Below are 26,230 nucleotides of genomic sequence, written 5' to 3' on the forward strand. Positions count from 1 at the left end.
ACAGTTTTGTAAGGTATGAATATGTAGATGTAAGGTAGAGGTTGTCCTAGTTTAAGCAAATGAATTGACTCATTGTTTCTTTCTTACAATAATATTGTATGAAGGAGAGGGTGAAGGAAGATGGAAGTTTATTTTAGTGCGCATCCATTAAAACCATTTATTCCATACTCAAGGCAACATGCCATTATATTATTTATTATGTTGGTGGGGATATTTTTTCTATATCAATACCAAGATGTATTACGTCAAAGTGAGTGGAATATAACGGTTCGGTATGCGATTGCATTTCTATTTATAGGGAGTGAGATTGGACTTCATATGTGGGAATGGAAAGCGGAGATTTTTGAACTAGGCACTTCATTACCATTTGAGTTATGTACGATTAGTTTATTGTTAGCGTCGATTATGATTGTAACGAAAAGTTATCGAATATATGAGATTGTCTTTTTTACAGGAATTATCGGTGCATCACAAGCTATTTTAACGCCAAACTTGCAGTATGCTTTTCCGCATTTTCGCTTTATAGAATTCTTCATTGCACATGTATTACTCATTTGGGCACCGCTCTTTATGACTTGGGTAGAAGGATATAGACCGACCTTGCAATCTATTAAGCGTACGATGATATTTTTAAACATCATAATTCCAATCGTTTCATTTGTGAATTATAAAACAGGCGGTAATTATATGTTTTTAGCTCATAAGCCAGAAACGGCTTCATTACTCGATATGTTAGGGCCACATCCTTACTATATTATTTCGTTAGAAATTGTAGCGCTTATTGGATGTTTCATTTTGTATATGCCGTTTTCAAAAAGTGAAAAACATGTGCATAAAGAATCACTAGGATCATAACCTGGTGATTTTTTTATTGTAAATATTTACAATTCAGAAAATTAAGAATAAAATTAAAGAGTAAATTATATAGAGAGAAGGGGGAAAATGGTAAAGAAAGTTTTTTTGAATGGGATGGAAATGACAATTCAATTTATCATTTCAATTTTGGGTATTATTTTTTTAGGGGCACTGCCGAAATTATTTTATGGATTTGAGCTGAATGTATCAGCGTACATAAAGAGTCTAAAAGAAGTATTTGCGAAATTAATGGATATTTCCAATATGCAATATGCAAGTGATAAATTTTTATTTCCACAGTTGTTTGTTCATTATAAAGAAACAATGGTTATTTTCTTGTCTGCATTTTGCGTTTCACTATTGGTAGCATTTTGTATCGTTTATATGATTATGAGTAGTTCACCGCGTATACAACATCGAATTAAATCGTTTCTCATCTTTCTAGAATCCATTCCAGACATTCTTCTTATTTTAGGATCACAAATTTTAGTTATATGGTTTTTTAAACAAACAGGTTTTTTACCTTTTAAAATTGCGGCAATTGGAGGCGAGTCCATTAGAGGATTGCCAATATTTTGTTTGAGTATCCCGACTACGATTGTGTTTGTAAAACTGTTAGTGCTTCGTTTTGAAAATGAGCTAGAAAAAGATTATGTATTATTTGCTAAGGCAAAGGGGTTGGATCGTTTTCATATTTTAAATCGTCATATTTTGCGAAATGTGTTTCTTAGTACACTTTTCTTTGCAAAAACGAATATTTGGTTTATGTTATCAAATTTATATATTATAGAATGGATTTTTAATACGGGTGGTATTTTTATGTTTTTGAAATCGTATCCGGATATTAGGATTGAGGTTTTCATCGTTAGTGTACTGCTTATTTATATTCCGATTTTTATTTTATTTAAACTGTTTCATTATCTCGTTCCAGCTGCGATGAAGGAGAGATTATAATATGTGGACGTATATAAAACGCGATAAAAGATTTTGGATAAGCATTGGGTTTCTTCTCATATTAGTTCTTTTGAGCATCGGAAATACGATATGGAATGATGGGCAAATCAGAAAAGTTACACTGCAATATGATGCGGCTGGAAACCCAGAAGTGCCCCCGTTTTCACCTTCATTACAATTTTTACTCGGGACAGACTGGAAAGGATATGACCTTTTACATTTAGTAATTGAGGGAGCAAAGTGGACGATTGGTATATCTCTTTTAATTGCGGCACTTAGAATGGTAATAGGTGTGTTTTTCGGTGTTGTACTCGGAACATATATAAAAAGAGGCTTTTCGAAGATTGAGGCTTTTTTTGATAGTTTCACAGTTATTCCGACAGTTATGATTGCGTATTTCTTTCTTCAATCTGTGAATAGCTTTGGAAGTGGAGAGGAAACAACAACTTTTTTTGAAAGGGCTTTGTTTCAAGTTGTATTACTTGTAATGCTTGCGATGCCAGTTATTGCACTGTATGTTGCGAAGGAAGTTCGTAAATTACAAACGGAAGAATTTATTGATGCCGCACGCATATTAGGTGGATCGAGAAGACATATTGTTATAAAGCATCTTTTTCCGCATCTCTATATGACGTTTATACTTGTATTTCTTCAACAGTTTACGCAGACTCTTACTATTTTACTGCACTTAGGGTTACTGGAAGTGTTCTTTGGCGGAACTGTTAAATTTTTAGGACCGGTAGAAGAAATAGACTCTTACACACATGAATGGTCAGGTTTAATAGGAGTCTATTTTAGATCCTTAACAGTGCATCCATGGATTCCTCTTGTCCCAATTACATTTTTCGGACTTACTATTTTTTCAGGGAATATGATTGTGAAAAGTATAGAAGAAGCGATGATGAAAGTAAGGTTAGGTGGAGAGATAAAGAAGACAAATGTAGAAGAGGAACAATCTGCTGTGCAGTCAAAAGAAGAGTTGTTTACGTTTAAACATACGATGTGAAAATAGAAAAGAAGCAAGCATAATCAATGCTTGCTTCTTCTTTATTTCGTAGAAACTTCACCTTCAACTTCTGTTTGTGGAATATAGTATCCGATTATGCCGCCGATGATGGCTGGAATGATCCAACCAATTCCTAAGTTATAAAAAGGAATTGTGTGTACGATATTAGCAATAAAACTTGGTATCATTCCCACATTATCAAGTGCGTGAATACAGCTAATAAGGAATGCGGCAATCATCGCTCCGATGTAGACAGAAGGTTTACGTTTCGTATATTTATCAATAAATGATACGACAATTAAAATGATTGTAATTGGATACAAAATGATTAATACAGGTAATGTAATTTTGATTAATAAACTTAAACCTAAGTTTGAGATAACGAAGCTAAAGAGACAAACGTATAGTACAAGTTTCTTGTATGAAACGTTTGTTAATACTGTTGTGAAGTAGTTGGCGAATGCACTTACAACACCGATTGCAGTCGTTAAACAAGCAGCTATAATCGCGATACTTAATAAAACATTACCGCTTGTCCCAAAGAATTGATACATGACAGTAGCTAATAGCTGACCACCGTTTTCGAATTGTCCTAAGTTTCCGTTTGAAGCACCGATATAACCGAGTAAGAAATAAACAATCGTTAAGAAAAGGGCTGCAATGCTTCCGCAAATAATTGTATATTTCGCAATGGACTTTTTATCTTGTATACCGTTTTGGCGAATGGCATTTACAACAATCGTTGATAATACGAGAGCACCGATTGCATCTAATGTTAAAAAGCCTTCTAGAAACCCTTTGAAAAATGGGATTTCTTTATAGTCACCAACAGGTTCTGCGAACGATACTGGTGAAAGAATTGCTTTTGTTGCCATAATTGCAATAATTCCAAGCAAAATTGGTGTTAATATTTTACCGATATGATCTACTAATTTGGATGGATTTAATGATAGGAAGTAAACGACTGTAAAGAAAATAGCGCTAAAAACTAACATAGAATACCATTGATCTGGGAAAAGTGGTGCGATCCCAATTTCGTAAGATACAGATCCAGTTCGTGGAATAACAAATAGTGGGCCGATTGAAAGATAAATAATGATAGCGAATACTGCTGCGAATTTTGGATGAACACGGCTCGCTAAAGTGTTGAAACTACCACCGGCAAGGGCAACAGCGACGATAGCCAGTAAAGATAAACCGACGTCTGTAATAATAAACCCTGTAATGGAAACCCACATGTTTTCTCCAGAAGAAAGTCCGAGAAGAGGCGGGAAAATCATATTACCAGCACCAAAGAAGACTGCGAATAGCAATAGACTAATCGAAAGAATTTGCGCTGGTTTTAAAGTTGTACGCATATAAAGAAAATCCTCCTAATGAGTGTTTTTGTCGAAAATTCAAATAATTTGTCGAGTAACTGTTATTATTTTAAAGGTCTGATGACTAGAAAGCAATAGGGGATTTTGAAAATATTTTAAAATAATGCGTAAAACTGAATAAATATACTATTTATATGTTAATAAGGAAGGATTTAACTTTTAACATAAAAAAACACATACCACGAAGATATGTGTGTTAAAAGTAAATCTTTTTATCGCGTTCTTCTTTTAAAATTTCAACAGCTTCCCGGAAACGTTGTGAATGGACAATTTCTCGTTCGCGTAAAAAGCGTAAGCTGTCATTTATGTCGGGATCATCTGATAAATCAATTAGCCATTGATAAGTTGCCCGTGCTTTTTCTTCAGCGGCAATATCTTCATATAAATCTGCGATAGGGTCTCCTTTTGCTTGAATATAAGTAGCAGTAAAGGGAACACCGCCGGCATTATGATAAAACAAGGCACTATCGTGATTAGCGTACTGTGCGTCTAATCCGGCAGCTTTCATTTGTTCTGGTGTCGCATCTTTTGTTAATTTATAAATCATTGTGGCTATCATTTCTAGGTGTGCGAACTCTTCGGTGCCAATATCGGTCAGCAAGCCAACGACTTTGTCAGGAATAGTATAACGCTGATTTAAGTAGCGCAGAGCAGCAGCCAATTCACCGTCTGCACCACCGTACTGTTCAACTAATAATTTTGCGAGTGCTGGATTACAGGTGCTTACTTTAACAGGATATTGTAATTTTTTTTCATAAATCCACATATTTTCTCTCCTTTATATTTGCCATGGCCAAGGTCCTTTGCTCCATTCCCATGGAGCGTTAGAATAACTATTTCCAAACTGCTGAAGTGGCCCGTATTTTTCTTCAATTTTTTGCTGTAATACTCTTCGTTTATAGGAGAAATCATTGAATTGATTTATAGCCGCAGTATCATCGGGATGCGTATCTAAATAGAGGGTAAGCTCCACTAATACGAAGTCTAGCTCTTGTAGTTCTTCAATCCATTTGTAATATTCATCCGGCAATGTTTGTGTCACGTTTTTATTCACCGTCCTTTTTTGTAAGGATTTTCATAATAATCATAAAAAGCAGGCCATAGAGTTCCTTTTCTTAAAGCTTCTTTTGGTGGAAATTGTGGTAAGTTAGGTGGTTGAAAGCCCATAAATAGGTGTGGGGGAGTTGAGTAATATTTTTTTCCAATTGGAGGGCAAGGATCGTTTGGTCCATGAAAAGGTATGTAGGATTTCATGTATTTATCCATGTTACACTCCTCCTTTATTAATGAAATATTGATCACTATGTATTGTATTCGTACATAATTGTAAATTATGACTCATATAGAAAACTAATAGAGACAGGAGGAGTGCGGATGGAAAGGATTACAACAAGTGTTGTATTAGAATCTAAAAACTTAAAGGAAACATTATATTTTTATGAAGGGATTCTAGGTTTTAAACCGAGTAAGGAGAGACCACAATTACGTGTAACAGGTGTTTGGTATGATATTGGTTCAACGAGAATTTGTTTTGTTGTAAACAGGGGACTGGGAGTGTATAGAGAGACTGTCACATCATCAGTGAAGGAACTATTTTTAAAAACTACAAATATCGAGCGGATAAAGAAAAAATTAGAATTTTATCGTATATCATTTGTGGAGGAATACGATGGTGAAGAAGTAAGAATAACCTTCTATGATCCCGATCGTTTAAAGCTCCAAATTGTTTCGGAAAAGAATGGGGAATAGAGTCTTTTATCATGTAATGGTATTAATACAAATAAAAAAATATTGACAAGCCTCTCTAAATATTTTAATGTGATTGTATAAAATTGTGTATCTAAAGGGGAGTAACTTATTACAGTAAAGTCGTCATTACAGGGAGAAACCCTCGGCTTTATTGGCAACGTTTCGTTGTTAGTGAGACCTTTACCAGCAATGGTAGAGGCCCCTTTCTGTCTTTTTTAGGACCCTTACCATATTTGGTAGGGTCCTTTTTGTATACAAAGAGAGGAGATATAAAAATGAAAAAACTTATTAGTAGATTAAGAGTTGTATTTCATGTTCGCCGATTTGTTCCATTCCTATTTGACTTTTTCACTTCAAAAGAGGTTTCCATAAAGAAGAAAATCTTATCCATTGCTTTTTTAGTAGGGTATGTTGCGATGCCGCTCGATTTCATTCCAGATTTCTTACCATTTATCGGTATTCTAGATGATATTGGAATTGTGTTATTCATTTTGAACCGAATTGTAAAAATGGCACCAGTGCAATTGCAAGAGAAGCATAATATGAATGTAGGATAGGAGTTAAAAGTATGGAGCAAATTATTTTAGATATAATTGAGTATTTAAAGCAGTTTTCTTATTTTGGAGTTATGCTAGCGTTAACGTTTGAGTTTATTCCAGCAGAGGTAGTTTTGCCTATGGTTGGATATTGGGTATATGAAGGTGATATGAATTTTTGGCTTGCTGTATTAGCTGGAACACTTGGTGGAACGACAGGACCATTAACTTTATACGCGCTCGGTTATTACGGAGGGCGTCCTATATTAGTGAAGTACGGGAAATATTTCTTTATTAAAGAAGAACAAATTCAAAAAGCAGATGATTTCTTTGAGAAGTATGGACCGGTTGTAGCGTTTGTTGGACGCTTCGTTCCAGGAGTGCGAACGCTTATTTCTGTACCATGTGGTATGGCAAAAATGAACATATGGAAATTTAGTATATATACATTTGTAGCAATGTTCCCATTAACGGCTTTGTATATTTATGTTGGCATGAAGTTAGGTCCTCATTGGGGGAAAGCGGCGGATATTGTTGGACAATATATGCTACCGATATTACTAGTTGTGGTTATTGTTGTAGGTAGTATATTAATCTATAAATTTATGAAAAAACGAAACAAAACTGAATCTATTTAGTTTATTTCGCTATTTGTGGGCAGTAAGATTCCCACCTTAAAACTTAGCTGTAAAGCAAAGTTTTGAGGTGGGAGTTTTACTTTAAATTACGATGTGATTATTTTTGAAAATAGATGAATAGTACAGGCAAAAGACTCTGAAGGACATACACATATAAGGAATAAAAAAGAAAGAAGGGAAAGACTATGTCTTGTGAGTGCTCAGGAACAGTTTTAACGTGTTGTCCGGATGATAGTAATAATTTTGTCCAAGATAAAGTTTGTAATCCGTGGTCTAGTGCTGCTGCTAGTACGTTTACTGTTTATACAAATAATGTGAACCAAAATATTGTTGGAACAGGTTATTTAACTTACGATGTCGGGCCGGGAGTTAGTCCTGCAAACCAAATTACAGTAGCAGTACTAGGCCCTGGCGGAGGAACTATTCAAACATTCACCGTTTCTGAAGGAACAAGTATTTCGTTTACGTTCCGCCGTTTTGATATTATTCAAATTACGACACCAGCTCCGATAGGAACGTATCAAGGAGAATTTTGTATTACGACAAGATATTTAATTTCATAGAGAGGGGAATTAAAATGGGAAATTGTAGTACAAATCTTTCATGTTGTGCAAATTCACAAAAAACGATTGTGCAAGATAAAGTGTGTATTGACTGGACTGCATCAGCAGCAGCAGAAATTATTTATGCGGATAATATTTCTCAAGATATTTACGCATCTGGGTATTTGAAAGTAACGACTGGAACAGGGCCTGTTACGATTGTTTTTTATAGTGGCGGGATAGCAGGGACTCCGGTGGAAACAATTGTTGTTGCATCTGGAAGTAGCGCATCCTTTACAGTGCGTCGTTTTGATACGGTTACAATCCTTGGAACAGCGGCGGCAGAAACAGGAGAATTTTGTATGACGATTCGTTATACTTTATCATAGAATATCGCAATATTTTAATAAAAACCGTACAAACTATGCATTAGTTTGTACGGTTTTTTGTGGACTTTTGGCCTTTCTCAAAAGTAATAGTTGTTTGTAAATAGATTGCACTTATAAGCAGTCTCGCCTTGATTTACAATAAGTGAGCTGAAAACAGTAGCGACCTTCAATATAAGTAGAAGGATCTGTTGGAATATCTATTATAGAAACAGATTGTAAGTTTGATCCTGTGTATGAAATGGTATTACCGGGTAGAACAGTGAAAGTACTAGAACTATTACTTACTATTTGTACAGTTAAAGCATCGGTACTGTTTTTGTTGTTGTATACAGAGATAGTTCCAGATAATGAAATACTTCCATCATCTTTCCAAATAGTTAATGTTGGATAGATTTGTTTTGATTGTCTTTGAGCAACAGAAATAAAATCATTTGAAATGAAAATATTACCCGCAAACTCATTTGTGATGAGTTCAGCACCGCATTGTTCAGGCGGGGGGATAGGAGGAGGACATGGACAAATAGGTTGACAAATGATAGATAACGGAGCAAAACATCCGATGTTTTTATGGGGTTTCAATGGAATCCCTCCTTTTTCATAAGATTGTTTACTATTATTAAATGTAACAACATGAAGGATGTTGTTAATAAATGGACAAAAAAATGAAAAATTTAAATAGTTTACTCGGCTTATAAAATTGCGTTACTTGTTGGGATAGAGTAGTGATAGGTGTCTATTAGACAAAGTGGGTTTGTTTCATATAAAGTGAAACTTTAATCAGTGAGGGAGGCATCCCCACTGATTATCAGCCCGCACCAATCGGGGGGAATGTGGGATTTCACATTAAAATAACTGTATATTTACAAAAATGAAATATTTTTTATTTTCACTTTAAACGAAGTTAATATACGTTCAGTACAATAATCATTGTAATTAATTCATTATATGAGGAGGATTCGCGTGGAAAGAACTGCTTTACGAAAAGTAAAAGGCCTTATTGGATTATTAATGGTTTTTGTATTAGCGTTTGTATCAATTCCGTGGAGTACATCAGTCAAGGCGGAAGAGAAAAAGCAAGAAAAGGCAGCGAGTGAGAAGAAGTTAGTTTTTCCGGTTGTAAGTGATGTACATATTAAAAATAGTGGAACTGATGATACGTTTCGCTGGAAAAGAGCGATTGAACAGTTCAATACACTAGCACCGAAGCAGGATGCATTTGTGATTGTAGGTGATTTTACCGATTCAGGATCTGTGCAGCAGTATGATCGCTTCATGCAAGTGTATAATGAAAATGCCAATAAAGATGCGGTACGAATGAATTCTCTCGGTAATCATGATTATTGGAACGGTTTATCTGTAGAGGGAGCACAGAAGCGTTTCTTAGAAAAGACAGGAATGGAATCGATTTATTATCATAACGTGGTAAAAGGTTATCATTTTATCGTGATGTCACCAGAGGATGGGACAACGCATGGTTATTATTCGGATAAGCAAATTAATTGGTTAAAAGAAGAAATGGCAAAGGCACAAACAGATGATCCAGAAAAACCGATTTTCGTATTTTTACATCAACATATTAAAGATACAGTATACGGTAGTCAAGAGTGGGGAACAAAAGATAGTGCGAAAATTAATGAAGTATTAAAAGAATATCCGCAAGTGATTACATTCTCAGGTCATTCACATTATCCGTTAGATGATCCGAGATCGATTCATCAAAAAGACTTTACATCAGTTGGTACATCTTCAGTAAGTTATATGGAAGTTGAAGGCGGTAAAGTGCAAGGAAATATCCCGCCAGGAGCTAGTACATTAAGCCAAGGTTTATTAGTAGAAGTAGATGATGAAGAAGTAACGATTAATCGCCGTGATTTCCATACAAATTCTTGGACAGGCGAGCCTTGGAAAATTAAATTACCAGCAAAGAAAGACACATTTACACATGTAGAAGATCGTGATAAAGAAAAGCCATACTTTGCTAAGGATGCAAAGCTTGCTGTATCAAATGTAACAGAAAATGCGGCAACAGTAACATTCCCACAAGCGTTGGATAACCTTCTTGTTCATTCTTATCGCGTACAAGCAAAGGATAAACAAACAGGCGAGATTAAAAACAAATTGTTAGCATTCTCAGAGTTTTACCGTGACCCAGTGCCAAAAGATCTTACGTTTACGCTTGCAGGGTTAGATGGCGGGAAAACATATTTACTTGAAGTCGTGGCAGTTGATTCATTTGGCAATGAAAGTGTGCAGCCGTTAACGGCTGAAATTACTACGAAAAAAGATGATATTGACCCGAATGTAAAAGTGCCACAGGCTGATGTTTTCGATGTGAATTTCTTAGATGGTACATTTAAAGATAATTCACCATTTGGTACAAAAGGTGATGTGAAAGGGAATGTATCGATTGCATATGATAAAGCTTTAAAAACAAATGTAATGAAATTGAATGGACAAGCTAATACATTTGGGTATCTTCCATTTTCAGCAGCGCAAAAAGAAAAAGTAGCAAATTCGTTTACGTTAGAAACTGTATTTTCAATGAATGAAATTCGTGGGCAAGGTATTTTGCAAAATACAGAGGGCGGCGGAATTGGTTTTGAATCTACAGGCGATGGAAATGTAGAATTATGGGCTCATATTGGTGGTAGTTATAAACGTGTTGGAACGAAATTAGAAGCTAATAAAACGTATCACTTAACAGGAACGTATAACGGAAGTGAAGTAGCAATTTACGTAGATGGTAAAAAAGTAAATAGTCTACCAGCTCAAGGAAAAGTGTATCATCCGAACGTACCATTTGCATTTGGAGCTGATCCTGATAGCAATGGAAATGGTGGTATTCCGTTAAATGGACAAATTGCGTTAGCGAAATTATATAGTAAAGCATTAAGTTCCTCAGAAGTATTAGCAGCGTACAATCAGTTTTCTAATCGTACGCAGTTAGAGCAAGTAAATGCGTTATTCGAAGAGCTTGGAAAAGTAAAAGAAGTGTTAGCTGGTACGTATGAATTTGGTGATAAGCCAGGTCAATATTCAAAAGAGGCATTTCAAGAATTAGAGAAAAGCTATAATAATGCAAAGCAAGTGTTTGAAAATGTAGCAAGTGCTGGGGAACAATTTGTTCAAACGTATAATGAATTAAAAACTGCACATCAAACATTTGTACAATCTAAAGTAGTAGAACAACCGAAAACACCGAAAGAAAAATTACAAGCGAACATTGAATCTGCCAAAGCTGTCGTAAAGAAAGCACAAGATGCGAATGTAACGGATGGTGCAGTGAAATCATTACAGCAAAAAATTACAGTTGCAGAGGCTGTATTAAAAGATGCGAAAGTAAAAGATGCACAGGTAGAAATGATGAATCGTACATTAGAGCATGCGATTTCACTCGTTGAAAAAAGTATCAACAAGTAAGGTATAAGAAAAAGAAGCTTATCATGATAGGCTTCTTTTTTGTTATACTAAAAATAGTATAGAAAAAGGGAGCGAATAATTTGGAACAGAAAAAGCTAAAAAGAATTCTTGAATATGTATGGATCGCGGTTGTGCTCCTTGTAGGATATTATTTCTTAGAAGATAAAAGTAATTGGATTCTATTTTTAATGACTTTCTTATTAGCGGGTTTAGGCACGTTATTTATTAACTTTTTCTTTGATAGTGTGAATGCATGGAAGAAGAAAAAGAAGGGGACGAAGTAAAGGAGATATGTATGCAAAAGTGGAACCCGTGTATGACCGAAATAGGCATTCTGAAGTGTTCCACACCAATAAGAAATTGGGCATATGTTTCATTTTACAATCGTTAACGAAAAGCATAAGAATAGCTCGCCAATTTATAGGCGAGCTATTTTATTATGCTTTTTTCTTTTCATCATTTGTTTTTTCAGTAGCTAAATGACTATGTTTTCTAGAGTAGAAGAAATAGAAGCATAAGCCGGCTATAAGCCAAGCTATAAAGCTAATCCATGTCGTTTTAGACAAATTAATCATTAAATATAAACAGCAAAGAATCGCAACAATTGGTAATACGGGTACGAAAGGTGTACGGAATCCTCGTTTTAAGTCAGGATGTGTTTTTCGTAAAATAAGGACAGCGCAGCAGACGAACGTGAATGCTGTTAACGTACCGATGTTTACTAAGTTTGCTAGTAAGTGTAAGTCTAAAAATCCTGACAATAAAGCGGCAACAACGCCAGTGATCCAAGTATTTAATAAAGGGATTTTTACTCTTTTATTTACACGCGCTAATGCTTTTGGAAGTAAACCGTCGCGGCTCATCGCATACGAAACGCGAACTTGTCCATACATAACGACTAAAAGAACGGTTGTCATTCCTGTCATTGCTCCAACAGCGAGCAGTCCTGCAATTGTATCTTCACCAACGAAATGCAGTGCAAATGCAACTGGGTCCGAAACGTCTAATTGCGTATAAGGAACCATGCCTGTTAAAACGAAAGATACAATCATGTATAAAACGGTACAAATAAGAAGGGAACCGATAATGCCAATTGGTAAATCACGTTGTGGCTTTTTCGTTTCTTCTGCAGCAGTTGCGATTGCATCAAACCCTAAAAAGGCAAAGAATACAGTGGCAGCTCCAGTAATAATACCGTCGTATCCGAATGGAATGAACGGCGTCCAATTTTCAGGCTTTACATATTTTGCGCCTGCTACAATAAAGGCGATAATAACAGCTAACTTTATAAGAACCATAATATTATTAATGCGCGCGCTTTCGCGTATACCAAAACTTAATAGACCAGTAATGAGTAGTAAAATACAAACAGCTGGTAAATCGATAAGACCACCTTTTCCTACACCAGGGGCCGAGGCGATCATGGCGGGAAGGTGTATGTTAAACCCTTGAAGTAATGATTGCAAATAACCAGACCATCCAACAGCTACCGCTGCGACGGCAAGTAAATACTCGAGCATTAAACACCAACCAACGATGAAGGCGACGATTTCTCCGACTGTCATATATGCGTAAGTGTACACACTTCCTGAGACAGGAATAGATGAAGCAAATTCGGCATAACAAAAGGCTACACAAGCACAAGTAAAGGCAGCAATAAGGAATGATAGCATAATACCAGGACCAGAATGTTTTGCTGCGACAATACCTGTTAATACAAAGATCCCTGTCCCAATTACGGCGCCAATTCCTAAAAACGTTAAATCGAGTGCAGTTAATGTTCTTTCTAGCTGCCTTGGTGATTCAGTACTAAGCGCTTTTTTTCGTAATAATGACTTCACTTTGGACTCTCCCCCCGTTTTTTCATTTCCATAACTGCGAATGTAGTATGAGCCCACTAAAAAAGAGTACGTAAGTATTTGGAGGTACAGTTATGGTACGTAGTTTTTAAAATTACTGGATTAATTTTATTATAATTCAGAATATTTTGTCAAATAAAAATATGAAAAATAAAATGCGGATGAATAGGGGAAACTACTTGCAGAAATGGACGGGGGTTACCGATTCGCTTCGGATAAAGAAAACCCACTCATTAAAGTTTCACTTTATAAAGTAGGAGAAGATGTTATGTTATTTTATTTTGAACTTGTCGTCATTTTACTTTGTACGAAATTAGCTGGTGATATTAGCGTTAGATTTGGTCAGCCTTCTGTACTTGGTAAATTAATTATTGGTATTATTATTGGTCCTGCTGTACTCGGTATTATTAATAGTTCGGAACTTATCGATGAACTGAGTGAAATTGGTGTTTTGTTACTCATGTTTATGGCTGGACTTGAAACAGATTTAGAAGAGTTAAATCGGAATTTGAAATCATCATTTGCAGTAGCTGCTGGTGGAATTATTCTTCCTTTCATCGGTGGTTATGTAACAGGATTGCTGTTTGGATTAATACAATCTCATGCAATTTTTTTAGGTTTATTACTTTGCGCAACGTCAGTTAGTATTACAGTACAAACGCTAAGAGATTTAGGGAAAATGAATACGAGAGAAAGTACAACGATTTTAGGTGCTGCTGTATTTGATGATGTCATTGTCGTTATTTTATTAGCGTTTGTTATGAGCTTTTTAGGAACGCAAGATGTGAATATAACACTTGTTATCGCAAAGAAACTTATTTTCTTTGTAAGTATTGTTTTTATCGCATGGAAAGTTGTTCCGTGGATTATGAAAATGCTTGTCCCACTTCGTGTATCGGAAGCGTTAATTAGTGCAGCTCTTATTATTTGTTTCTCTTTTTCGTATTACAGTGAAATGATGGGAATTGCAGGCATTATTGGAGCGTTTGCAGCAGGGATTGCTATTTCTCAAACAGAGTATAAGCATGAAGTAGAACATAAAATTGAACCAATTGCTTATGCGATATTCGTGCCGGTGTTCTTCGTAAGTATTGGAATGGAAATTACATTTCAAGGTATTGGAAGTCAACTTTGGTTCATTATCATCATGACGCTTATTGCGATTTTCACAAAGTTAATCGGATCAGGTTTAGGAGCAAGATTAACAGGATTCAACCTTCAATCTTCTATTAGTATCGGTGCGGGGATGGTATCACGCGGAGAAGTAGCGCTTATCATCGCGGCGAATGGACTTACGGCGAATTTATTAGCGAAAGAAAATTTCACAGCGATTGTCATTGTTGTTATATTAACGACAATTATTACGCCGCCGCTTTTGAAGAAATATTTCGTATAGAAGGAAAGAGCTTATCTGATGTAGGTAAGCTCTTTTTTTATTGTAAAAAGCAATGGTCATATGGCATGGAGGGTTTGTAATTATGGTAAAATCTATGTATATGATGTAGGCATGGAGAGGAATGCGTGAAGATTACTAAGGAGAAGATTATAGGTGTAATTATACTCCTTTTATTGTGCATACCATTTACTGCATGGAAAGAATCAAAAGTAAAAGAATTTCCGGTTTCTATTTTCTCGGAAGAAGCAGATGGTGAGTACGATCAGAAGCTTAAATATACTGCTTTTTTACCTAATGTTGCGATTTGGATGAACGGTTGGGAAAAGAAGTGGACAGAAGGGAAAAGAACTGTTTATCAAAAAGGAAATCGCATTGTAAATGTGTTTCATCCTCCTGGCGATGATGGTTTTTACCTTCATGAAGCAAGAGAAAATAAGTGAACGCAACCGTAAGAAGTGGAGGTTAAATAGTGAAAGCTTCAACATTACTATTTAAAATTGAAAGTAATATGGATCAATTTTCACCAGCTGAAAAGAAGGTTGCCATGTACATAATGGAAAATGCAGAGATTGTTCCGAACTTAACGACGAAAGAAGTGTCAACGAATGCAGGTGCAAGTGAGGCGAGTGTTGTTCGCTTTTGTAAGTCGATTGGGATTGGGAGCTTTAAAGCATTTAAAATAGCACTCGTTCGTGAATTAACGATTGCTGATTATAATATTAATGATTTTTCAGTGATGAATACGGAAGATGGACCGTATGATTTGTTTAATAAAGTTACATATGTGAATAAGGCTGCAATTGAGGCGAGTGTTACTGCTATAGATAAGAAGGAACTTGAGAAAGCAGCAGATCTTATTGTAAATGCGGATAAAATCATATTTTACGGAGTAGGCGGATCAGCTACTCCGGCGATGGACGGTGCTTATAAATTTACGCGGCTCGGATTTACGGCGATGATGCTATCAGATTTTCATATGATGTTGCCACTCGTCACAAATTTGAAAGAAGGCGATATTTTTGTTGCGATTTCAACATCTGGTCGTACGAAAGATGTGCTTGAAATGGCGCAATATGCGAAGAGACAAGGGGCAACGGTTATCGGAATTACGAAGCTTGATCAATCATCACCTTTATATAAAGAGGCAGACATTCGTCTTTGTATGCCGGATGTAGAGCAAGATCATCGCATTGCGAGTATTGCTTCAAGAATGACGCAACTGAATATGATTGATGCTTTATATGTGATTACTTTCAACCGAATTGGTAATAACGTATTGGATCAATTTATGGAGACAAGAGAAGAAGCTCTGCGGTTACGGAAGTTAAAATGAAAAGATGGGGAAACCCATCTTTTTTTGCATATTGACATAAATTCGTCATGAAGAGAAATAAAATTTCATAAAATAAGAAAGTAATATTGATTTTAAATTTCTTAAAGTTATAATAAAAGTATGAAATTAAATTTCAGAGAAGGTGACAACATGTTAGAAAATTTATCTACAGAACATCGCAATGAGAAGACGATGAAACTAGATGAGATGAGCATAAAAGAAGTGTTACAAAGTATGAATGAAGAAGATCGAACGGTTGCGTTAGCAGTTGAAAAAGAGATAGAACAAATTGAAAAAGTTGTCCAAACTGTCATTAAATCTTTTGAAGAAGAGGGCCGATTAATTTATATTGGGGCTGGTACGAGTGGGCGTTTAGGTATTTTAGATGCAGTGGAATGCCCGCCGACATTTGGTACAGATGATAAAATGGTGCAAGGATTTATAGCAGGTGGATTGAAAGCGTTTACTAAAGCGGTGGAAGGTGCTGAAGACCGCGAAGAGTTAGCAGAAGAAGATTTAAAAAGTATCGGATTAAACGAGAAAGATACTGTGATTGGAATTGCAGCAAGTGGTCGAACTCCTTATGTAATTGGCGGCTTGAAATACGCGACTAGCGTGGGAGCGAGTACAGCTAGTATTTCTTGTAATAAACATGCTGAAATAAGTAAATATGCAAAACAAAATGTGGAAGTAGAAACAGGTGCAGAAATATTAACAGGATCAACGCGCTTAAAAGCTGGTACAGCACAAAAATTAGTGCTGAATATGATTTCAACAGCTTCAATGATTGGCGTGGGGAAAGTATATAAAAATTTAATGGTAGATGTTCAGTCTACAAATGAGAAGTTAGTAGAACGTTCAAAACGAATTATTGTGGAAGCAACAGGTGCTAGTTATGAAGTAGCGGCAGAGTATTACGAAAAGGCAGAACGTAACGTGAAAGCTGCGATTGTTATGGTGTTATTACAGTGTGATTATGGGGAAGCGTTAGAGAAATTAAAATACGCGAAAGGTTTTGTGAAGAAGGCATTATAAATAATAGGGAGGGGGATTCTATTATGAAGAAAGAAGAGAGAATGGCCAAAGAAATTTCGGAGCAACTTGGGGGAATAAAAAATATTCGTGGTATAGCTCATTGTATGACGAGACTGCGATTAACGCTTCATGATGAAAGTAAAGTGAATATGGACCTTTTGAAAAAGGTTGAAGGCGTTATGGGGGTCATTGAAGATGAGACGCTTCAAGTTGTCGTTGGTCCAGGAACGGTAAATAAAGTAGCAGCTGAAATGGAAGGTTTAACAGGACTCAGAATTGGTGAAGTGGCAGATCATCATCTTGAGGATATTGGGCAAGAGATGAAGTCAGAGATTAAGAAGAAAAATAATACACCAGTGAAAAACTTTTTACGAAAAATAGGAAGTATTTTCATTCCGTTAATTCCTGGTCTTGTTGCATCAGGAATTATAAACGGGGTCGCTAACTTTGCGAAAAATGCTGGTGCTGACCCAAATGCTACATGGCTACAAATGTTACTACTTATTGGCGGCGGTATCTTTACATTCTTAGGAATTTTAGTCGGCTGGAATACAGCGAAAGAATTTGGCGGGACACCGGTTCTTGGGGCAATTGCTGGTATTTTAATTTTCAACCCGGCGATGGCGAACGTAAAATTATTTGGTGAAGCGCTCGTACCCGGACGGGGCGGATTGTTTGCAGTTATTTTTGCAGCGTGGCTTATGGTTGTAGTGGAAAGACAAGTTCGAAAAGCTGTGCCAAATGCAGTTGATATTATCGTGACACCACTCATTACTGTATTAGTAGTAAGTATCGTAACGATGTTAGCAATTCAGCCAGTTGCAGGTTTCTTATCTGAAGGAATTACAAGCGGGATTAATGCTATTTTAAATATTGGTGGAGCGTTTGCTGGAGCAGTGCTGGCCGGAACATTTTTACCTCTCGTTATGGTCGGATTGCATCACGGTTTAACACCAATTCATATGGAATTTATTAATCAAACGCAAGTAACGCCTTTATTACCAGTACTTGCAATGGCAGGCGCTGGGCAAGTAGGAGCAGCGATTGCGATTTATGTAAAAACAAAAAATAAACGACTTCGTAACGTAATTAAAGGTGCATTGCCAGTTGGATTTTTAGGAATTGGTGAGCCGTTATTATACGGGGTTACATTACCACTTGGGAAACCGTTTCTTACTGCTTGTTTAGGTGCAGCAGTTGGTGGTGCATTCCAAGCAGTTATGCACACAGCTGCACTCGGAATTGGCGTATCAGGATTATCTTTAATCCCATTAATTGCTGATAATAAATATTTATTATATTTCCTTGGATTAGTAGTTGCATATACTTTCGGATTCATCTTTACGTACTTCTTCGGCTTTAAAGAAGAAATGGCAGAAAATATATAGAAAAAGAGAAAGGGATTTCCTTTCTCTTTTTCTATTAATAGAGAGGAAGATTTATATGATAGGAGTTTCAATTTATCTTTCAAAAAAGAGAGTAGAGAAACAAGAAGAGTGGTTGAAAGTAGCGAAGGAAAACGGATTTTCATCTATTTTCACATCACTTCATATTCCAGAAGATGATCCAAATACGTATAAAGAGTTAATTCAAATACTTGGGAAACAAGCTCTCGAAAATGAAATGGAGTTAATGGTTGATGTCTCTCCGAAATCGTTACATCATTTAGGAATATCGTATGAAAATGTGGAAGAGTTATTGGAGTGGGGCATTACGGGTTTACGAATGGATTACGGCATCACGCCGAAAGAAATTGCGAGTGTATCTCATAAGATGCAAGTAGCGTTAAACGCAAGTACGATTACAGAACCATTTTGGAAAGAGCTACTTGCGGAAAATATAAGAGTAGATCGTGTAGAAGCGTGGCATAACTTTTATCCGCGTCCAGAAACAGGACTAGCAAAGTCGTTTTTACAAAAGCAAAATCAATATTTACATGAGTGCGGAATAAAAACGATGGCATTCATTCCGGGAGATCGGGAAAAACGCGGTCCGTTATATGAAGGTTTACCGACGTTAGAAAAACACCGCAATATGCGCCCGCTTGAAGCGTATTTAGAACTTGTTCAAGAGTGTAACGTCGATAAAGTGCTAATTGGAGATATAAGCGGGAGCCTAGAAAGTGTACAAGAAATTGCGATTGCAAGTAATGGAATTATTCCGGTGCGGTATCAATCATTTATAAATGATAGTGAAGTATTAAAAGTGGTAGAGCAAGTGCATACAAATCGATTAGATCCAGCTCGTGATGTCATTCGTTCTGTAGAATCAAGAGAAGGAAATAAAGTTGTGTTACAACCGATGCATACAATTGCAAGAAAAAGAGGCAGCATTACAATTGATAATGAATTGTACGGCAGATATGCTGGGGAGATGCAAGTTGTTGTACATGATTTACCTGTAGATGAGAAAGTGAACGTTGTTGGAATGGTTGTGGAAGAAGATGTATCGCTATTGTCTTATATAGGCGCTGGGAAAAATTTTCAACTTTTTTTAAGTAATAGAATGAAAGCTTGAATGAACGCTTTTTTTGTTTTCCTAGTATTATATAAATCGAAGTCTAATTTCTATTCCAACATTTTTGAAATTAAAAGATAAAAGTATATCTTAATATAATTTATTCGCTCGGAATTTTGCATTACATAGCGAATTAAAGGAGTGAAAACAAGTCCATTTTAATTTTAATATAATAAAAGTGAATATTTTTAGAACATTATTCTATGTCGTTGACAATGAATTTTTAATTCACTATAATGACTGTAATTTAACATAAAAAATACATTGAAAGAGCCCAGTAGCAGTTTGTCACTGTTATCGAGAAAGCTAGGGGTTGATGGAACCTAGCACAAACAAACTTGTGAATTACACTCTGGAGTATCTTGGGTTATGCCAAGCGGAGTAGCAATCGATATCATTGCTAAGAGTGGTATGAATAGAAGAATGAATACTATTTGTACAATCTGGGTGGTACCACGGTTAAAATCGTCCCTATGTCTATAGACATAGGGGCTTTTTTATATTCTTTACTGCTTTAAAGTGAAGAAAACTTATAATTTGAGGGAGCTGGAAAGACATGAACATTATTGATGAATTAGCATGGCGTGACGCAATTAATCAACAAACGGATGAAGTAGGATTACGTGAACTAGTAGAAAAGAAAAAGATTTCCTTGTACTGTGGTGTAGATCCAACTGGTGACAGTATGCATATTGGACATCTAATTCCATTTATGATGATGAAACGCTTTCAATTAGCGGGGCATCATCCAGTCATTTTAATTGGGGGAGCAACAGGAACAATTGGAGATCCAAGTGGACGACAAACGGAACGCAATTTACAAACGTTTGAACAGGTACAACATAATGTTGACGCATTAACAGCACAAATGAAAAAATTATTTGACTTTGGTAGCAATAATGAAGTGAAAATGGTAAATAACTACGATTGGATAAGTCAAGTAAACATTATCGAATTTTTACGTGACTACGGCAAAAATTTTAGTATAAATAGTATGTTGGCAAAAGATATTGTAGCAAGCCGTTTAGGTACAGGGATTTCATTTACAGAATTCACATACCAAATATTACAATCCCTAGATTTCCATCATTTATACAAAGAAGAAGGCGTTCAACTGCAAATCGGTGGTGGTGATCAATGGGGAAATATTACGAGTGGATTAGAGTTAATTCGTAAATTAGAAGGACATGAAGCAAAGGTATTTGGGTTGACAATTCCGTTACTATTAAAATCAGATGGAACGAAGTTTGGAAAAACAGCAGGTGGAGCGATTTGGTTAGACCCTGAAAAGACAACTCCATTTGAATTCTACCAGTTCTGGGTAAATACAGATGATCGCGATGTAATTAAATACTTAAAGTTCTTCACATTCTTAACAAAAGATAGAATTGGTGAATTAGCAGTTAAAGTTCAAACAGAGCCTCATAAACGTGAAGCACAAAAAGTGCTAGCAGAAGAGATGACAAAGTTTGTTCATGGTGAGAACGCATTTTTACAAGCGGTTAAGATTACAGCAGCTTTATTTAGTGGAGATATAAAATCGTTAAATGCAGATGAAATTGAGCAAGGATTTAAAGATATGCCGACATTACAGGCTTCTAAAGAAACAAAAAATATTGTGGAGTGGCTAGTGGACTTAGGAATTGAGCCTTCTAGACGTCAAGCAAGGGAAGATATTAATAATGGAGCTATTTTAATGAATGGGGACAAAGTGACGGATGTGAATGCAGACGTTAAAGTGAGTAATTCAATTGATGGCAAATTTATTATCATCCGTAAAGGTAAAAAGAATTACACATTGGTGAAACTAGGAGAGTAAAGCTATAGAGTGAAAGCGAGGAGATTAATTATGCTGCCATCTTGGGAACGAACACTAGAATTAGCATATTTTAATCACCATGTTATAACAGAAATAAATAATAAACAGCAAGTAAATTGGTTATTATTAGATTTGGGATTAGATAATATAAGTGAAGAACAAATAAATAATGCATTAGATAGGATGTTAATAGGTTTTAATCGGCTATTTAAGTATAAAGCTATACAACAAGTAAATTTAGGGTATTTTAGAATGCTGGATATTATAAAAAAAGGTGATACCTATCATCTAAGAATCCACATTTTACTTCCAGTGATAAAAAGTTATTTTCAGGGAAGGTACTACATTAAGCATGATAGCTGGACCTCATTATGGAGTAGAGCAGTGGGATTAGAAAATGGTTTATATGTAAGTGTGAAAGTAATGAATGGAAAAGAAGACAGGCATGAAATTCTCCAAGAAAAAATATTAAAATTTCGTGAACAAAATAGCGAAATAACGCTTAGGAAAAATAATATTATTATATCTAGACGCTTAGTTGGCTATAGTAGATTATTAAAAAATATAGCAGATCAATTTCTAAATGGAAATAGTTTTCATTTAGGGGTGAATAAATTATGCATAGACGATCCAATTGCAAATCAGGTGTTTGTGAATATGCTAGAATGGCACCCTGGTTTAAGAGAAGTAAGCGAAAAATATTTTTTAGAATAGTAATTATATAAAGCGTAGTCGTTGAGAAAAGAAGGGTGAAGGAAGTTCACTCTTCTTTTTGTTATCAATATAATGAATTTTAATAACTTAATTTGAGTATTTATACATCGTCTTTTTGTAAATAAAAGGTTTAACGTTTTAATGGATAAAAGCATTAAATCTTTAATGCTTTAAATAAAAAGTTTTTTATTTTGTTAGAAATATGTTGTTATATAAGGGTTTGTTTAGGTGTTGACAAAACAAAAACACAGGAGTAAACTGACGTCGTAAGTTGATTTGTGAATCATTGCACAAATTTAAACTTGAGTTTTATGAAAGATTTTAGTGAGGAAAAATATGATTTAAGATGAATATTATTCAGTGTGGTTTAAGAATAAGCGAAAAAGTATTCTAAAAAATCATATTTAAAATAGCGGAAAGGATGGATGCTAAAGATTTTATGAAAGACTTTGTTTTAATACCCTAGTTTTTAAAAGTTTATTTTAGATAATACAAGTTCTTTAAAAATTAGCGTATTAGTTCATCGTAAGGATCAGTAAAAATAGATTCCGTAAAAATTTTATAAAGGAAAGAAGGACAAAATTATGGCCAAGACTAAAAAGTTAACGCTATTTGGGTTAATTGGTATTACGATGGCATTCTTTGGCACAGTACGTAGTGTACCAACACTTTCCATTACAGGATGGACGCAAATTTTCTACATGTTAGTTGCTGCACTTGTGTTCGCCCTTCCAATTGCCTTGATGTCGGCAGAGCTTTCAACAGGATTTCCTGAAGAAGGTGGGCCTCAAGTTTGGGTGAGAAATGCATTAGGCGAAAAGTGGGGATTTGTCACCTCATGGTTATTATGGGTTCAAATGTTTTTTGGGATGGTAATGGTTTCATCAACAGTAGGTGTTTTACTAGGCTATGTTATTGATAAACCGGAGCTATCTTCAAACAATTATTTTATCTTTGCTGTAATCTTAATTTCATACTGGGGCGTAACTTTATTAAACCTTAAGTTTGATATGGTTAAAGTTGCAGGTAACTGGGGCGCAGTTATTGGTGTATATATTCCATTCGTTATTCTCGTTGTTCTAGGTGTTATTTATATGATCAAAAATGGAATTCAACCAAACGGTTACTTAGGAGATTTTAAACCAAGTGATTTAATTCCTAATTTCAAAGATTTAGGCAGCTTAACGTATTTATCAGGTATCATCTTTATTTTTGCAGGGGTAGAAATTTCATCTGTACATGCAAATAATATTGAAAATCCTAAACGTAACTATCCGGTTGCTGTTATTGCGTCTGTTGTTTTATTAGTAATCTTTAATATTATTGCTGGTTTAACAGTTTCTAATGCAGTGCCACGCGGTGAGTTAGAATTAGCGAACATTACACAACCGTATTTAATTTTCTGTGAAGATTTAGGAATTCCATCCATCTTTGTTAACCTTATTTCTTTAATGATTTTAATTGGTGTTTTAGTACAGCTAAGTGCATGGGTACTTGGACCAAGTAAATCAATGATTAAAGTGGCGGAGGAAGGGAATTTACCTAAGTTCTTCCAAAAGAGAACGAAGAAAGATATTCCGATCACGTTCGTAATGATTCAAGCGATTGTTATTTCGTTAGTATCTTTCTTATATGTAGTCGTTCCGGATGTTAATAGCGCGTTCTTAATTATTACAATTACAACAACGATTTTATATTGTATCGTATATGCTTTAATTGCTATTTCAGCAATCCGTTTACGTTATAACATGCCTAATGTGAAGAGACCTTTTAGATTAGGAAGTAAAGGAAATGGATTAATGTGGTTTGTATCTATTTTTTCAATGATAGGTATTGTACTTACGATTATTGTAAGTTTGATTCCGCCATCCATTCTAAAGCCAAGTCAGTATACTGGTTACATAATTTATCAAGTGGTGGCTACAGTCGTGATGATTGGGATCGCTCTTATCATTAATAAATGTAAGAAGCCAGAATGGAAGAAAGAAGAGAATAGAGAAGAAAATTTAAAACAAGCAAATTAAAACTAAAACTTAATGAAGTTAAATAAAAAAATTATTTAATAAGACAATGGAGGAAATAAAAATGAAATACGAAATGCCAGAAATTAATTTAAAAGCATTATTCTTAGGAGATAAAGGAGAAAATGTAGATCTACTTAAAGAATTATTAGTAAAAATGGTAGATGAGCATGTTGGTTGGAGACAAAACTATATGCCGCAAGACTTACCTGTTATCACACCTCAAGATAGAAGTTCTAAAAACTTCCAAGAAACTGCAGATCATATGCGCAGTGTGTTCAATGTATTATCTTCTAAATTACGTACAAACTCTTTACCTTGGCACTCTGCTGGCCGTTTCTGGGGACATATGAACTCTGAAACATTAATGCCTGCTGTCATCGCTTATACAGCAGCAATGTTATGGAACGGTAACAACGTAGCATATGAATCTTCACCAGGTACTTCTCAAATGGAAGAAGAAGTAGGACATGAATTCGCTGCACTTATGAGCTATAAAAAGAATGAAAGCTGGGGACATATTTGCGCCGATGGTTCTATCGCTAACCTAGAGGGCTTATGGTATGCACGTAATATGAAATCCTTACCGTTAGCAATTAAAGAAGTGGCTCCTGAATTTGTTGAAGGTAAATCTGAATGGGAATTACTTAACATGTCTACAGAAGAAATTCTAGATATTTTAGATCAAATTCCTGAACAAATTGATGAAATTAAAGCTCACTCTGCACGCAGTGGTAAAAATCTACAAAAATTAGGTAAGTGGTTAATTCCACAAACAAAACACTATTCTTGGTTAAAAGCTGCTGATATTATCGGTGTTGGTCTTGATTGTGTAGAACAAGTTGATGTGGATAACAACTATCGTATGGATATTGATAAATTAGAAGAAAAAATTCGCGAACTAGCAGCACAGCAAATTCCTGTTCTAGGTGTTGTTGGGGTTATCGGTACAACAGAAGAAGGACAAGTAGACCGTATTGATAAAATGGTAGAACTTCGTGAAAAATTAGCAGAAGAAGGCATCTATTTCTATATTCACGTAGACGCTGCTTATGGTGGTTATGCTCGTTCTATTTTCTTAGATGAAAATAATGAATTTATCGAATGGGATCAAATCGAAGAAGTGTACGCAAAACACAACATCTTCACTGAAAAATGTGAATGGTTAACGAAAGAAGTATATCATTCATTTAAAGCGATGAACCAAGCTGAAACAATTACAATTGATCCACACAAAATGGGGTATATTCCTTACTCTGCGGGCGGTATTGTTATTAAAGATATTAGAATGCGCGATGTAATTTCTTACTTTGCAACTTATGTATTCGAAAAAGGTGCGGATATTCCAGCATTATTAGGTGCATATATTTTAGAAGGTTCTAAAGCAGGTGCAACTGCAGCGGCGGTTTGGACAGCTCACAAAGTATTGCCACTAAATGTAACTGGTTTCGGGAAATTAATTGGTGCAAGTATCGAAGGAGCTTATCGTTTCTATGACTTCTTAAGTGATAAAGAATTCAAAGTTGGCGATAAAACAATTCGTGTGTATCCATTAACAAAACCAGACTTTAATATGGTTGACTACGTATTTAATGAAGAAGGTAACACAGACTTAGAAAAAATGAACAAATTAAACCATGACTTCTTTGATTATGCTTCTTATGTTAAAGGCGGATTATATGATAATGAGTTTATTACATCTCATACTGATTTTGCTACTCCTGACTACGGTAACAGCCCACTTCCATTTGTGAAGAGCCTTGGATTTAGTGAAGCAGAATGGGATCGTGAAGGTAAAGTAACAGTTCTTCGTGCGAGTGCATTATCTCCATATGCTCATGATAAAGAAGTATTTGAAGAATACGCTGTGAAGATGGAAAAAGCAATTCAAGAGAAACTTGAACAAATCTACAATGTAGCGGAATAAGTTTAGTAGAAAATTATTTTTATAGAATGAATGCATAACGTTAGGAAGTTGTTATGCATTCATCTTTATATAATTGTTTTTGTTTATCCTGTTATTCGCGGACAGTAGATATTCCTATTAAAAGTCGGTGTAAATAAAGAA

At 35.4% G+C, this 26,230-nt stretch carries 26 protein-coding genes and 1 other annotated feature; of the genes, 20 read left to right on the plus strand and 6 right to left on the minus strand.

The genetic code is table 11. The annotated features are described in order from the left end of the window. Window positions 1-120 precede the first annotated feature (120 nt). The 3 genes from COC96_RS21590 (at window position 121) to COC96_RS21600 (ending at window position 2,815) form a co-directional block, all read left to right on the plus strand. Window positions 121-855, plus strand: coding sequence for a YwaF family protein (locus tag COC96_RS21590; RefSeq protein ID WP_098769321.1), 735 nt, complete (start codon window positions 121-123; stop codon window positions 853-855). An 87-nt stretch (window positions 856-942) separates the two neighbouring features. Beyond that, window positions 943-1,809 carry an ABC transporter permease subunit gene (locus COC96_RS21595; RefSeq protein WP_098268713.1) on the plus strand — a complete coding sequence of 289 codons (867 nt, stop codon included), beginning with the start codon at window positions 943-945 and terminating at the stop codon, window positions 1,807-1,809. A gap of 1 nt (window position 1,810) precedes the next feature. Beyond that, complete coding sequence (locus COC96_RS21600; protein ID WP_098769322.1) at window positions 1,811-2,815, plus strand: ABC transporter permease; 1,005 nt, start codon at window positions 1,811-1,813, stop codon at window positions 2,813-2,815. 41 nt (window positions 2,816-2,856) lie between these two features. On the opposite strand, the gene brnQ2 is transcribed toward COC96_RS21600, so the two are convergent. From brnQ2 to COC96_RS21620, 4 genes are all read right to left on the minus strand, one after another. Then, the gene (gene brnQ2, locus COC96_RS21605; protein WP_098769323.1) at window positions 2,857-4,173 is read right to left on the minus strand and encodes a branched-chain amino acid transport system II carrier protein BrnQ2; all 1,317 of its coding nucleotides are present in this window, start codon (window positions 4,171-4,173) and stop codon (window positions 2,857-2,859) included. 217 nt (window positions 4,174-4,390) lie between these two features. Next, window positions 4,391-4,960: a spore coat protein CotJC gene (cotJC, locus tag COC96_RS21610; RefSeq protein WP_000265284.1), complete on the minus strand. Its 570-nt coding sequence runs from the start codon at window positions 4,958-4,960 to the stop codon at window positions 4,391-4,393. A gap of 12 nt (window positions 4,961-4,972) precedes the next feature. Then, entirely contained in the window at window positions 4,973-5,236 is a 264-nt protein-coding gene (locus COC96_RS21615) for a spore coat protein CotJB (protein ID WP_136699588.1), read from the minus strand. An 8-nt stretch (window positions 5,237-5,244) separates the two neighbouring features. Beyond that, window positions 5,245-5,460, minus strand: a complete 216-nt coding sequence (locus COC96_RS21620) for a spore coat associated protein CotJA (RefSeq protein WP_098268716.1) — start codon at window positions 5,458-5,460, stop codon at window positions 5,245-5,247. Between the two features lie 108 nt (window positions 5,461-5,568). Here COC96_RS21620 and COC96_RS21625 point away from each other — a divergent pair, with 108 nt between their 5' ends. From COC96_RS21625 to COC96_RS21645, 5 genes are all read left to right on the plus strand, one after another. Beyond that, entirely contained in the window at window positions 5,569-5,943 is a 375-nt protein-coding gene (locus tag COC96_RS21625; protein WP_098769324.1) for a VOC family protein, read from the plus strand. Between the two features lie 275 nt (window positions 5,944-6,218). Continuing rightward, entirely contained in the window at window positions 6,219-6,500 is a 282-nt protein-coding gene (locus COC96_RS21630; RefSeq protein ID WP_098268718.1) for a YkvA family protein, read from the plus strand. A gap of 11 nt (window positions 6,501-6,511) precedes the next feature. Next, window positions 6,512-7,117: a DedA family protein gene (locus COC96_RS21635; protein ID WP_097904019.1), complete on the plus strand. Its 606-nt coding sequence runs from the start codon at window positions 6,512-6,514 to the stop codon at window positions 7,115-7,117. 185 nt (window positions 7,118-7,302) lie between these two features. Then, window positions 7,303-7,680: a DUF3992 domain-containing protein gene (locus tag COC96_RS21640; RefSeq protein ID WP_098268719.1), complete on the plus strand. Its 378-nt coding sequence runs from the start codon at window positions 7,303-7,305 to the stop codon at window positions 7,678-7,680. A 14-nt stretch (window positions 7,681-7,694) separates the two neighbouring features. Then, entirely contained in the window at window positions 7,695-8,048 is a 354-nt protein-coding gene (locus tag COC96_RS21645) for a DUF3992 domain-containing protein (RefSeq protein WP_098769325.1), read from the plus strand. 111 nt (window positions 8,049-8,159) lie between these two features. On the opposite strand, the gene COC96_RS21650 is transcribed toward COC96_RS21645, so the two are convergent. Continuing rightward, complete coding sequence (locus COC96_RS21650; RefSeq protein ID WP_098268721.1) at window positions 8,160-8,627, minus strand: S-Ena type endospore appendage; 468 nt, start codon at window positions 8,625-8,627, stop codon at window positions 8,160-8,162. 381 nt (window positions 8,628-9,008) lie between these two features. Between COC96_RS21650 and COC96_RS21655 the strand changes: the two genes are divergently transcribed. Further along, window positions 9,009-11,468 (plus strand): LamG-like jellyroll fold domain-containing protein, encoded by a 2,460-nt coding sequence (locus COC96_RS21655; protein ID WP_141536029.1) that lies wholly within the window; start codon window positions 9,009-9,011, stop codon window positions 11,466-11,468. 80 nt (window positions 11,469-11,548) lie between these two features. Then, the gene (locus COC96_RS21660) at window positions 11,549-11,752 is read left to right on the plus strand and encodes a hypothetical protein (RefSeq protein WP_098268723.1); all 204 of its coding nucleotides are present in this window, start codon (window positions 11,549-11,551) and stop codon (window positions 11,750-11,752) included. Between the two features lie 153 nt (window positions 11,753-11,905). On the opposite strand, the gene COC96_RS21665 is transcribed toward COC96_RS21660, so the two are convergent. Further along, entirely contained in the window at window positions 11,906-13,309 is a 1,404-nt protein-coding gene (locus tag COC96_RS21665; RefSeq protein WP_098268724.1) for an amino acid permease, read from the minus strand. A 205-nt stretch (window positions 13,310-13,514) separates the two neighbouring features. Between COC96_RS21665 and COC96_RS21675 the strand changes: the two genes are divergently transcribed. The 10 genes from COC96_RS21675 (at window position 13,515) to tdc (ending at window position 26,089) form a co-directional block, all read left to right on the plus strand. Beyond that, window positions 13,515-14,723 carry a cation:proton antiporter gene (locus COC96_RS21675; protein WP_098769326.1) on the plus strand — a complete coding sequence of 403 codons (1,209 nt, stop codon included), beginning with the start codon at window positions 13,515-13,517 and terminating at the stop codon, window positions 14,721-14,723. A gap of 125 nt (window positions 14,724-14,848) precedes the next feature. Continuing rightward, on the plus strand, window positions 14,849-15,163 hold the full coding sequence (locus COC96_RS21680) for an outer surface protein (RefSeq protein ID WP_098769327.1): 315 nt from the start codon (window positions 14,849-14,851) through the stop codon (window positions 15,161-15,163). A gap of 29 nt (window positions 15,164-15,192) precedes the next feature. Then, window positions 15,193-16,056, plus strand: coding sequence for a MurR/RpiR family transcriptional regulator (locus COC96_RS21685; RefSeq protein ID WP_098268727.1), 864 nt, complete (start codon window positions 15,193-15,195; stop codon window positions 16,054-16,056). Between the two features lie 150 nt (window positions 16,057-16,206). Continuing rightward, entirely contained in the window at window positions 16,207-17,091 is an 885-nt protein-coding gene (murQ, locus tag COC96_RS21690) for an N-acetylmuramic acid 6-phosphate etherase (RefSeq protein ID WP_098769328.1), read from the plus strand. Window positions 17,092-17,114: 23 nt separating this feature from the next. Next, entirely contained in the window at window positions 17,115-18,479 is a 1,365-nt protein-coding gene (locus tag COC96_RS21695; RefSeq protein ID WP_097904028.1) for a PTS transporter subunit EIIC, read from the plus strand. A gap of 55 nt (window positions 18,480-18,534) precedes the next feature. Next, the gene (locus COC96_RS21700) at window positions 18,535-19,608 is read left to right on the plus strand and encodes a DUF871 domain-containing protein (protein WP_098268729.1); all 1,074 of its coding nucleotides are present in this window, start codon (window positions 18,535-18,537) and stop codon (window positions 19,606-19,608) included. 255 nt (window positions 19,609-19,863) lie between these two features. After that, window positions 19,864-20,084, plus strand: a binding site (T-box leader). 80 nt (window positions 20,085-20,164) lie between these two features. Next, window positions 20,165-21,427 (plus strand): tyrosine--tRNA ligase, encoded by a 1,263-nt coding sequence (gene tyrS / locus COC96_RS21705; RefSeq protein WP_001021069.1) that lies wholly within the window; start codon window positions 20,165-20,167, stop codon window positions 21,425-21,427. A 30-nt stretch (window positions 21,428-21,457) separates the two neighbouring features. Further along, the gene (locus COC96_RS21710; RefSeq protein ID WP_098769329.1) at window positions 21,458-22,141 is read left to right on the plus strand and encodes a protein rep; all 684 of its coding nucleotides are present in this window, start codon (window positions 21,458-21,460) and stop codon (window positions 22,139-22,141) included. Between the two features lie 584 nt (window positions 22,142-22,725). Next, window positions 22,726-24,165, plus strand: coding sequence for a tyrosine-tyramine antiporter (gene tyrP, locus COC96_RS21715; RefSeq protein WP_098268731.1), 1,440 nt, complete (start codon window positions 22,726-22,728; stop codon window positions 24,163-24,165). 61 nt (window positions 24,166-24,226) lie between these two features. After that, entirely contained in the window at window positions 24,227-26,089 is a 1,863-nt protein-coding gene (gene tdc / locus COC96_RS21720) for a tyrosine decarboxylase (RefSeq protein ID WP_097904032.1), read from the plus strand. Window positions 26,090-26,230 lie beyond the last annotated feature (141 nt).

The sequence above is a fragment of the Bacillus cereus genome (assembly GCF_002577405.1).
In the GTDB taxonomy this organism is placed as follows: Bacteria; Bacillota; Bacilli; order Bacillales; family Bacillaceae_G; genus Bacillus_A; species Bacillus_A cereus_AU.

Coding starts and splice junctions, on each gene's coding strand:
- COC96_RS21590 (WP_098769321.1), top strand. CDS start 121: ATGGAAGTTTATTTTAGTGCGCATCCATTAAAACCATTTATTCCATAC.
- COC96_RS21595 (WP_098268713.1), top strand. CDS start 943: ATGGTAAAGAAAGTTTTTTTGAATGGGATGGAAATGACAATTCAATTT.
- COC96_RS21600 (WP_098769322.1), top strand. CDS start 1,811: ATGTGGACGTATATAAAACGCGATAAAAGATTTTGGATAAGCATTGGG.
- brnQ2 (WP_098769323.1), bottom strand. CDS start 4,173: ATGCGTACAACTTTAAAACCAGCGCAAATTCTTTCGATTAGTCTATTG.
- cotJC (WP_000265284.1), bottom strand. CDS start 4,960: ATGTGGATTTATGAAAAAAAATTACAATATCCTGTTAAAGTAAGCACC.
- COC96_RS21620 (WP_098268716.1), bottom strand. CDS start 5,460: ATGGATAAATACATGAAATCCTACATACCTTTTCATGGACCAAACGAT.
- COC96_RS21625 (WP_098769324.1), top strand. CDS start 5,569: ATGGAAAGGATTACAACAAGTGTTGTATTAGAATCTAAAAACTTAAAG.
- COC96_RS21630 (WP_098268718.1), top strand. CDS start 6,219: ATGAAAAAACTTATTAGTAGATTAAGAGTTGTATTTCATGTTCGCCGA.
- COC96_RS21635 (WP_097904019.1), top strand. CDS start 6,512: ATGGAGCAAATTATTTTAGATATAATTGAGTATTTAAAGCAGTTTTCT.
- COC96_RS21640 (WP_098268719.1), top strand. CDS start 7,303: ATGTCTTGTGAGTGCTCAGGAACAGTTTTAACGTGTTGTCCGGATGAT.
- COC96_RS21645 (WP_098769325.1), top strand. CDS start 7,695: ATGGGAAATTGTAGTACAAATCTTTCATGTTGTGCAAATTCACAAAAA.
- COC96_RS21675 (WP_098769326.1), top strand. CDS start 13,515: ATGGACGGGGGTTACCGATTCGCTTCGGATAAAGAAAACCCACTCATT.
- murQ (WP_098769328.1), top strand. CDS start 16,207: ATGTTAGAAAATTTATCTACAGAACATCGCAATGAGAAGACGATGAAA.
- COC96_RS21695 (WP_097904028.1), top strand. CDS start 17,115: ATGAAGAAAGAAGAGAGAATGGCCAAAGAAATTTCGGAGCAACTTGGG.
- COC96_RS21700 (WP_098268729.1), top strand. CDS start 18,535: ATGATAGGAGTTTCAATTTATCTTTCAAAAAAGAGAGTAGAGAAACAA.
- tyrS (WP_001021069.1), top strand. CDS start 20,165: ATGAACATTATTGATGAATTAGCATGGCGTGACGCAATTAATCAACAA.
- COC96_RS21710 (WP_098769329.1), top strand. CDS start 21,458: ATGCTGCCATCTTGGGAACGAACACTAGAATTAGCATATTTTAATCAC.
- tyrP (WP_098268731.1), top strand. CDS start 22,726: ATGGCCAAGACTAAAAAGTTAACGCTATTTGGGTTAATTGGTATTACG.
- tdc (WP_097904032.1), top strand. CDS start 24,227: ATGAAATACGAAATGCCAGAAATTAATTTAAAAGCATTATTCTTAGGA.